8 protein-coding genes and 1 pseudogene are annotated in these 9,610 nt (G+C 70.7%); 8 read left to right on the top strand and 1 reads right to left on the bottom strand.

The window, feature by feature from the left end; translation table 11 throughout:
- Positions 1 to 1,472 (top strand): annotated as a pseudogene (locus ACFXN1_RS30240) (transcriptional regulator); the annotation flags it as partial.
- A 171-nt stretch (positions 1,473 to 1,643) separates the two neighbouring features.
- Entirely contained in the window at positions 1,644 to 2,381 is a 738-nt protein-coding gene (locus ACFXN1_RS30235; protein ID WP_379442547.1) for an LpqN/LpqT family lipoprotein, read from the top strand.
- A 178-nt stretch (positions 2,382 to 2,559) separates the two neighbouring features.
- On the opposite strand, the gene ACFXN1_RS30230 is transcribed toward ACFXN1_RS30235, so the two are convergent.
- Positions 2,560 to 3,264, bottom strand: coding sequence for a hypothetical protein (locus ACFXN1_RS30230; RefSeq protein WP_379444731.1), 705 nt, complete (start codon positions 3,262 to 3,264; stop codon positions 2,560 to 2,562).
- A 115-nt stretch (positions 3,265 to 3,379) separates the two neighbouring features.
- Between ACFXN1_RS30230 and ACFXN1_RS30225 the strand changes: the two genes are divergently transcribed.
- From ACFXN1_RS30225 to ACFXN1_RS30200, 6 genes are all read left to right on the top strand, one after another.
- Entirely contained in the window at positions 3,380 to 4,417 is a 1,038-nt protein-coding gene (locus ACFXN1_RS30225; RefSeq protein ID WP_379444732.1) for a FecCD family ABC transporter permease, read from the top strand.
- Between the two features lie 236 nt (positions 4,418 to 4,653).
- Positions 4,654 to 5,679: a FecCD family ABC transporter permease gene (locus ACFXN1_RS30220; protein WP_379444734.1), complete on the top strand. Its 1,026-nt coding sequence runs from the start codon at positions 4,654 to 4,656 to the stop codon at positions 5,677 to 5,679.
- On the top strand, positions 5,676 to 6,503 hold the full coding sequence (locus ACFXN1_RS30215; protein WP_379444735.1) for an ABC transporter ATP-binding protein: 828 nt from the start codon (positions 5,676 to 5,678) through the stop codon (positions 6,501 to 6,503). Before ACFXN1_RS30220 ends, ACFXN1_RS30215 begins: the two co-directional genes overlap by 4 nt.
- A gap of 78 nt (positions 6,504 to 6,581) precedes the next feature.
- A complete protein-coding gene (locus ACFXN1_RS30210) occupies positions 6,582 to 6,983 on the top strand; it encodes a BlaI/MecI/CopY family transcriptional regulator (RefSeq protein ID WP_379401998.1) in 402 nt (133 codons plus the stop codon).
- Between the two features lie 43 nt (positions 6,984 to 7,026).
- Positions 7,027 to 7,968: a M48 family metalloprotease gene (locus ACFXN1_RS30205; protein ID WP_354831820.1), complete on the top strand. Its 942-nt coding sequence runs from the start codon at positions 7,027 to 7,029 to the stop codon at positions 7,966 to 7,968.
- Positions 7,969 to 8,251: 283 nt separating this feature from the next.
- A partial coding sequence (locus ACFXN1_RS30200; RefSeq protein ID WP_379463723.1) for a DEAD/DEAH box helicase occupies positions 8,252 to 9,610 on the top strand: 1,359 nt, incomplete at its 3' end.

The raw sequence follows: 9,610 nt of genomic DNA, 5'->3' as shown, positions 1-9,610 counted from the left end.
GCCCCGCCGTGCCCGACCTCGACGCCGTCCCCGATGCCATCGCCGCCGCGGTCGGTCGCCGGTTGGCGGTGCTGGGCAAGCCCAGCCGGCGCGCGCTCGCCGCGGCCGCGGTGATCGGACCGGAGTTCGATGTCGCGACGCTCGCGGGCATCCTCGACTCGCCGGTCCCGTCGGTCCGGGCCCGGCTGCGACCGGCCTACGAGACGGGTCTGCTCGACGAGCACCGCGAACGGCCCGGCGTGTTCTGCTTCAGTCACGGCCTGCTTCGCGACGCGGTGCTGGCCCGGATTCCGGTGGCGGAGCGGACCGCCACGCACTCGGCCATCGCGTCGGATCGCGCTGCCGCGCTGCCGACCTCGCCCTACGAGGAGGCCATCGCCGCCGCCGACCACGCGTGGCGGGCGGGCACCGAGATCAATACCCATGCGGCCCTGGCGATCCACGAGACCGTGATCCAGCGCGCCCTCGCCCGCTCCGCCTACGTGGACCTCGTCACCCTGGCCGAGCACGCACTGCAGATCTGCCGCCGCCTGCCCGCCAAACCCGAACTGCTGGAACGACAGTCGGCCCTGTGGCTGCACCTCGCCGGGGCCCGCGGCATCCTGCACGGCCAGACCAGCGCCACGGCTCTGACCGCCGTGCAACGCGCGTTCGAACTCGGCGAGCAGATCGACGGACGCGACTTCTACGGCGCGGCGGCCATGCGCTGCATGATGCTGTGCGCCCGCGGCCGGCTCGACGAGGCCGAGGTCATCGCCAACGGCCTCCGGTCCCGGTACGAGGCCTCGAACGATCCCGCCGCCGGGGTGGCGAGCCAGTTCGTGGACATCATGACCACCGCACTGCGGGGTGACCGGGACAACATGCTGGCCCGCGCCCGCGGCATGCTCGAGACCTTCCCGCCACCGCAGACGGTCAGCGACCCCACACACTTCTTCCATCCTCGGGTGTACTGCTGGATGGGTCTGATGGAGGCGCTGCGCGGCGACCGGGCCGCCGCCGAAGAATGCTGCCGAATGTCGTTGGAGCTGGCCCGGACTCGCGGTGACGTCTTCAATATCCTGGCCGCGCGGCTGACCTTCGTGGAGGTCTACGGCGTGCTCGGCGTCACCGAAGGCACCGCGGGCGCCGCCGCGGCGGTGCACGCGGAACTCAGCGCCGCGGGCGGTGGACAGTGGGCGGCCTGCGCCAAGGTGGTCGAGGTCTGGGCCCGCACACTCACCGGCGACGACACCGATCCGGCCGCCGCCTTCGCGGCGTACGAAGCCATCACCGAGGACGGCAGCACCGTCATGGCCCCGTTCTTCCTGGCCCTGCTCGCCGATATCGAAACGCACCACGACCGCACCGCCGAGGCGCGCGGATTGCTCGCCCGGGCACAGCGCATCGCGGACGCCACCGGCGAGCACGCGTGGGATCCGCTGCTGACGGCCCGCATCGCCGGGCTGGGCCGGGTCGCCACGCACGAATAACACGACCGCTGGGGGCACGTGGCCGCTCCTTGGGTTCCGACGTACCGACTCGTCGCCGGGTCTCGCGGACGGTAATCGGCCCGGATTGGAACCGGCATGGACTGCGGTTCCAATCGAATCCCAATCCCGGGTGGCTACCTTTCGACGGCTCGATTCGACAAGGAGGTGCCCATGATGATGGGAAATCGCGGCCTGATCGGGGTCGCCGTGGCGGCGGTGGCGGTGAGCGTGGCGCTCACCGGCTGCGGCGGCAAGGACAGCGCGAAGAGCGCTCCGGCATCCTCGGCGGCGGTGACCTCGAGTGCGGCCAAGCCGACCACATCGGCGAATCCGGCCAACAGCAAACTCGCCCCGCGCACGCTCGACACCACCGGCGGCTCGAACTACACGATCGCCGACTACATCAAAGACCAGCACATCACCGAAACCCCGGTGCACAACGGCGATCCGGGCGCACCGGCGATCACGCTGCCCTACCCTGCGGGCTGGGCCGATGCCGGATCCGACACCCCCGACTACGCCATCGGCGCGATCGTCTACAGCGGCCCCGACGCGGTAGGGGCGAACTACACCCCGAATATCATTGCGCTGCTGTCGAAACTGCAGGGCACGGTCGATCCGCAGAAGCTGATCGCCGATGCCGCCGGCGAGATGAAGAACCTGCCCGGCTTCACCCAGATCGGCACCGGCTCGTCCACCGCCGTCTCCGGATTCCCCGCTTACCGGATCGCGGGAACCTACACGCTGCAAGGCATTCCCGCGGTGTCCGCACAGGAGACCGTGGTCATTCCGGGAGCCGGCGGCGTCTACTACGTCCTGCAGCTGAACGCCACCAGCAACCAGGACCAGGCCGGCGTGCTGCAGTCGGCCATCGAGACCATCGACCAGCAGATCACCATCACGGTCTGACGAGCGAGGCCCGACAATGTCTGTGGCGTGCTGTGGGTTCTGCTCTGGCCCTTGCATTCCCGGCGGCGGTCCGACTCCACCCGGGCCGCGGACGATGCAGCAGGGCCGGTGTCCGTCTCCTGACCCCGGTCGAGACCGGATCCGGTCTCGACCGGCCGACGCCAGGTGTGGGTCGGGCCTACCTGATGCAGGCCCGGCGGACCGGTAGACCGCGGTCCTCGAACGCGGCCAGCATGGCCTGGCCGCGGCGCGCGCCCTCCGAGGAGGAGGTGCGCGACAGCGCGGGCACGTAGGTCGCCGCGCCCACAATGGATTCCGCGACCAGGCCCCAGAAGCGGCGGACGCCAAGACCCGCGCAACGCGCCATCGCCTCCTGGACCAGGGACAGGGCCGGCAGGCAGCGGTGGGCGAGCCAGACGTAGAGCGCCGGCTCACAGGGCAGGGCCACGACGCCGTCCTCGCCGGCGAGGGGGTCGCCGTCGATCACGCGGATCGTGGTGTCGGACAGGCCCGCCCAGTCGATGCCGCCGTCGTTGTCGGTGTGGATCCACAGGTTCTCCAGGCCCGGATCCCAGGCTCGGCCCTCGGACACCATCATGGCCATCACCCGTCCGATCACCGCGTGGATGAGCGCCGTGGCCACCACCTCGGCCGCGATGTCGGCATTGCTCATCTCGGCCGCGTGCCGCCGGTACATCACCTCGATCCGGCCCTCGCGGATGCCGTCGGCGAGCCGCCACCAGCGGCGTTTGCCCTGGTCTGCCATGGCGGCGACGGCGTAGACGCGCGGGTGTTCGGGTTGCAGGGCGCGCAGGCGGGAACAGGCAGTCCCGAAGGCGAGCCGGGAATCGCGCGGCGGACACACGGTTACGGGTTCGAGCATCGAACCTCCTCATTCATCGACTATTCGGCCAATGCATGGACAACGAGCACGGAAAGATAGGTTAGGCTTACCAGACTTAACGAAGCAATGAACGCGTCAGGAGTAGTTCGTCACCGTGCCCGCCGTAGTCACCACCAGACGGCGACGTCTGTCCGGACTTCTCGTTCTCGCCGCCCTGCTGCTGTGTGCCATCGCGGCCAGCATTGCCCTCGGCTCCCGGAATCTGAGCCTCGGAACCGTGTACGACGCGCTCATTTGCCCTGGTGGACTGCCACTCTCGTGTCCCGCGGACGGCTCGGCCGCCCAGATCGTGCGCGAATTACGCCTTCCGCGAACAGGACTCGCCCTGGTCGCCGGACTCGCGCTCGGCATGGCCGGAGCCCTGATCCAGGGCTACACCCGAAACCCGCTGGCGGACGCCGGATTACTGGGCATCAATGCGGGTGCTGCCTTCCTCGCCGCGCTGAGCATCCACCTGCTCGCCCTCACCACGCCCGCGCAGTACATCTGGTTCGCCTTCGCGGGCGCACTGCTCGCGGGCCTGGTGGTGTTCGGCGTCTACTCGCTCGGGGGCGGCCGGGCGAGCCCGCTCAGCCTGGTCCTCGCCGGCGCGGCCGTCACCGCGTTCCTGCAGGCCATGACCAATATCGTTGTCCTGCTGGACGGCACGGCCCTGAACACCTACCGCTATTGGGTGGTCGGCGACGTGGCCGGGCACGACGCTTCCACCTTCGGTCAGGTGCTGCCGTTCCTCGGGCTGGGCGCGATCCTGGCCCTGGCCGCCGCCCCCGCCCTCAACCTGCTCGGCCTCGGCGATGATGTCGCCCGAGGTCTCGGCGTGAATGTCACCCGCAGCCGGGCGCTCGGCCTGGCCGCGGTCGTCCTCCTCGCGGGCGCGGCCACCGCCGCCGTCGGACCGATCGCCTTCCTCGGCCTGATCGTCCCCCATCTGGCGCGCGCCCTCACCGGCCCCGATTACCGCTGGCTGCTCCCCTTTTCGGGCCTGCTCGGCGCTCTGGTCCTGCTCGTCGCCGACACCGCCGGCCGCCTCATCGCCCGCCCGGGCGAACTCCAGGCCGGCGTCACCCTCGCCGCCCTGGGCGCACCGTTCTTCATCCTGCTGGTCCGCCGCCGAAAGCTGGTGAGCCTGTGACTCTTCCGACACCTCCCAACGACACCTCAGCCCCTGTGAGCCCTGGCCACCCCACGGCAAACGCTTCCGGAAGCACCGGATCACCCTCCGCCCGGCCCGCACCGGCAACACCGCCGATCGCCTCCGATCACCCCGGCACTCCCGGACGTGCGGAACCAGCCGGGAGCAGCGACCAGGCTCACGCCGACGAATTGCGCGCTGTCCGGCCCGCGGTGCGCGTGGGCAGGTTCTCGGCAGTGCTTCGGATCGGCGCGCTACTCACCGTGCTCGCGCTCGCGGCCCTGTTGTTCGGGCTGTTCGCGCTGGATATCGCGGTGGGCGAGTTCCGGATTCCGCTCGGGCGAGTGCTGGATGTGCTGGGCGGCGGAGGGACTCGCGCGCAGCGGTTCGTGATCATGGATTCGCGGCTGCCCAGGGCGCTGACCGCGATCGTGGTCGGGGCGGCGCTGGGATTGGCCGGCGCGGTGACGCAATCGATTCTGCACAATCCGCTGGCCAGCCCGGATCTGCTCGGAATCACCTCCGGCGCGAGCTGCGGTGCGGTCGCGGTGCTGGTCGGGATGGGTGGCGTCGGGACGGGTACGGCCGCGGCGCTGGGTGTTTCGGCGGCGGCACTGGCCGGCGGGCTGCTCACCGCCGTACTGATCTACCTGCTGGCCTGGGGCCGGACCACGACCGGGGACAGCGGGGTCATGGGATTCCGGTTGGTGCTCATCGGGATCGGCGTGAACGCGGCGCTGCTGTCGGTGGTGAGCTGGCTGTTGACGCGGGCCACGCTCACCGATGCCGCACATGCCCAGCAGTGGCTCACCGGGTCGCTGAACGCGGCGGACTGGTCGACCCTCGTGCCCGCCGCGATCGGCCTGGGCGTCGCGCTGCTCGTCACGGCCGGGTCGGCGCGGACGCTGGCCGCGCTGCGATTCGGCACCGACACCACACGCATCCTCGGCGTCCGCATCCAGACCCAGCAGGCGATTCTCATTGCCGCCGCAGTCGGTTGCGCCGCGCTGGCCACCGCGGCGGTCGGCCCGCTCGGGTTCGTGGGACTGGCCGCACCGCAGATCGCGCGGCGGCTGCTGCGGACCCCTGGGGAACCGGTCATCGCCTCGGCGCTGGTCGGAGCGATCGCGGTGGTCGGGGCGGACCTGCTCGCGCGCACCGTCTTTCCCGTCTCGCTGCCGGTCGGCGTGGTCACCGCGGCCGTCGGCGGACCGTTCCTGCTCTACCTGCTCGTTCGCACCAACCGGAAGGCGACCCTGTGACTCTCGCGGCGGAAAACATCACCCTCGGCTACGGCGAACGGGTCATCGTCGACGGGCTGTCGGTGCAGATCGAGCCCGGGCTGATCACCACGGTCATCGGCCCCAACGGCTGCGGCAAGTCGACGCTGCTGCGCTCCCTGAGCCGGTTGCTGCGGCCCCGGTCGGGCCGAGTCCTGCTGGACGGCAAGGCCATCTCCACCATGAAGACCAAGGACATCGCGCGCATCGTCGGCATGCTGCCCCAGACGCCGGTCGCGCCCGAGGGCCTGACCGTCGCGGATCTGGTGGCCCGCGGCCGGCATCCGCATCAGTCCTGGCTGCGGCAGTGGTCGGCCGACGACGAGGCCGAGGTGACCGCCGCCCTGGTACAGACCGGTATCGCGGAGCTGGCGGGCCGCACCCTCGACGAGCTCTCCGGCGGCCAGCGCCAGCGCGCCTGGATCTCCATGGCCCTGGCCCAGGGCACCGACGTCCTGCTGCTCGACGAGCCGACCACCTACCTCGACCTCGCCCATTCCCTCGAGGTCCTCGACCTGGTCGACCGCCTGCACGACGACCTCGGCCGCACCGTGGTCATGGTCCTGCACGATCTGAATCTGGCCATCCGCTACAGCGACCGCCTCATCGTCATGCACGCCGGCCGCATCGTCGCCCAGGGCGTCCCCGCCGACATCATCGACGCCGAGCTGCTGCGCGCGGTTTTCGGCCTGCGCGCCGAGGTGCTCGAGGACCCGGTGTCGGGTCGGCCGATGATCGTGCCCATCGGCGCCCGGCACGTGCGCGACTCCCGATCCGGAGACATGCCGGCGGACGCCGGGGTATGAGCAATACCACACCAGCAACTCGCCGGTTACGACGGGCTGTAGTACGCATTCCTGTCGTTGCCTCCGTAAACTTGTGGGATGGCAGGTCTTGGTGAACTCGAGAAAGCGGTCATGGACCAGTTGTGGTCGGCCGACGAACCGCAAACGGTCCGGCAGGTCCATGAAGCACTCGCTGAGCGTCGTGAACTCGCGTACACCACGGTGATGACCGTTCTGCAGCGCTTGGCGAAGAAGAATCTGGTGGTCCAGCAGCGTGACGACCGTGCGCACCGCTACGCGCCGGTGCACACGCGCGACGAACTCGTCGCCAGCCTCATGGTCGACGCACTGCAGCAGGCGGACGAAGTTGGCAGTCGCCGCGCCGCGCTGGTGCACTTCGTCGAACAGGTCGGCGCGGACGAGGCTGCCGCTTTGCGCGACGCACTCGCTAAGCTCGAAGCCACCGAGGTGGCGCGCAAGGACAAACCCGAGTCCGAATAGCCGTAGCCTCGGCCCGAGCCCCACAACGCAGTGAGCTGAGGACATGGACTGGACAGCGCCGGTTTTCGCCGGTCTCGCCCTGTTATTGGCGGGACCGGTGCCAACGCTGCTCAGCCGTGCCACCTGGCCCTATCGCAGCCCCCGTGCGGCGCTGGTGCTGTGGCAGGCGATCGCGCTGGCCGCGGTGCTGAGCGCCTTCGGTTCCGGACTCGCCATCGCCTCCCGGCTCCTCGTCCCGGGCGGCGACGGCCGTCCGACCACCACGCCCAGCAAGGAGATCGACGCCCTCGGTCTGCCGCTGTGGCTGGCCCTGGTCCTGGTGTTCGCGCTCACCCTGCTCGTCGGAGCGCGGCTGATCTGGTCGGTGATCCGGGTCGGCATCCACACCCGCCGTCGCCGCGCCCGCCATCGCATGCTGGTCGACCTGCTGGACCAGTCCGGTGTGCACCGGAAATCGGCCGATATCCGGGTACTGGCCGCCACCGAGCCGATCGCCTACTGCCTGCCCGGCCTGCGCCGGCGCGTGGTCCTCAGCCAGGGCACCGTCACCAACCTGTCCGACGAGGAACTCACCGCCATCGTCAGCCACGAGCGCTCCCACCTGCGTGCCCGCCACGATCTGGTGCTCGAGGCCTTCACCGCCGCGCACGAGGCGTTCCCCCGTGTGGTCCGTTCCAAATCCGCGCTGGACTCGGTGAAGCTGCTCATCGAACTGCTCGCCGACGACTCCGCGGTCAAGGTCACCGGTCCCACTCCCCTGGCGCGCGCCCTGGTGGCCTGCTCCAATTCCCCGGCCCCGCAGGGCGCCATGGCCGTCGGCGGCCCCACCACCCTGATCCGCATCCAGCGCCTGGCCGGTCCGATCGGCGATCTCCGCATCGCCGTCGCTGCCTACCTCGCCGCCGCCGCGATCCTGGTCGTCCCGACCCTCGCCGTCGCGATCCCCTGGCTGGTCGAGCTCAGCCGCCTGGTCAGCCGTGCCTGATCCCCACCACCTACCTGCTCCCGAATCCGACTCGGGCGCGGCGCAATCCGCCATGCCCGCCGCCGATTCCGGCCCGGGCGAGAGCCTTTCGCCACCGCCCGCGAGCAGTGGCAACCCGACTTCGACTTCGACACCCACGTCAGCCCTGGAGGAAACCATCGCCACCGACTCGTCACCCGCAGCCGAGGCTGCGCCGACCGACCGAGCGGCCGAAGCCCGACGCCGGACCGACGCCAGTGAGAGCGGGCGGGACCAGCGCAACCCGGCTGGGACCTCGAGCTCGGTGAACGACCATGCGGGCGCCGGTTCAGGAGGCGGCGAGGTGCGGTTCACGGATCTGGGACTGCCGCCGGTACTGGTGCAGGTGCTGCGCCGAGGCGGGATCGATAAGCCGTTTCCCATTCAGGCGGCAGTGATTCCGGACATTCTGGACGGACGGGATGTGCTGGGCCGGGCGGCGACGGGGTCGGGGAAGACGCTCGCGTTCGGGCTGCCGATGCTGGTGCGGCTGTTCGGTGCGCCGAGTGCGCCGCGGCGGCCGCGCGGGCTGATTCTGGCCCCGACGCGGGAGCTGGCGATTCAGATCGAGAGCGCGTTGGACGAGCCCGCGCTGTCACTGGGGTTGCGGCTGGCCACGGCGGTCGGCGGGCTGCCGATCAAGAAGCAGGAGGAGCGGCTGGCGCGCGGGGTGGACGTCGTCATCGCGACGCCGGGGCGGTTGACCGATCTGCTCGGACGGAAAGCGGTGCAGCTGGGCGACATTCGGGTCGTCACGGTCGACGAGGCCGACCACATGGCCGAGCTGGGCTTCCTGCCGCAGCTGACGGCGCTGCTCAACAAGGTGCCGGGCGAGGCACAGCAGCTGCTGTTCTCGGCGACCCTCGACGAGACGGTCGACGGACTCGTGCGGAAGTACCTGCGGGAACCGGCGACCCATGCGATCGGCACCGTTCCGGCCGCAGCATCGCCGGGGCAGGTGGATGCCGTTGTGGCAGAGGCGGATTCAGGCAGCGAGCTCCGAAACGTCGCGGCCGGACCCGATATCGCGCACTACGCCCTGCATGTCCGGCGGTCCGACAAGCGGGCGGTGGTCAGCGAGATCGCCGCGCGACAGGGCCGGACGCTGCTGTTCGTGCGCACCCAGCACGGTGCCGACAAGCTGGCGCGCAAGCTGCGTGAGATCGGGATCGGCGCGGTAGCGCTGCACGGCGGGAAGGCGCAGAACCAGCGCAATCGCATGCTCGCGGCGTTCGCGGACGGAACCGCACCCGTACTGGTCGCCACCGATGTGGCCGCCCGCGGGCTGCACATCGACGATGTCTCGCTGGTCGTGCACGTGGATCCGCCCGCGGATCCCAAGGACTATCTGCACCGGACCGGGCGGACCGCGCGGGCGGGTGCGTCGGGCACGGTCGTCACCATCGTCACCCCGGACGATCGGGAGGAGGCCACGCGACTGGCGGAGCGGGCCTCGGTGACGCTCACCGACGTGGAGGTGCGGCCGGGTGATCGGCGGCTGCTCGAGATCACGGGCGCGCGCCGGCCGAGCGGCCGTCCGGTGCCGGATCCCTCGGCGCCGCCGGCGCCCGCAGCGGAGGCTCCGCGCGAGCAGCCGCGGTTCCGGCAGCGGCCGAAGGGCGAG

Source organism: Nocardia sp. NPDC059154 (assembly GCF_042755705.1).
Classification (GTDB): Bacteria; Actinomycetota; Actinomycetes; order Mycobacteriales; family Mycobacteriaceae; genus Nocardia.
Note: the sequence above shows the minus strand (reverse complement) of the source record. Positions and strands in the feature narration are given on the sequence as shown.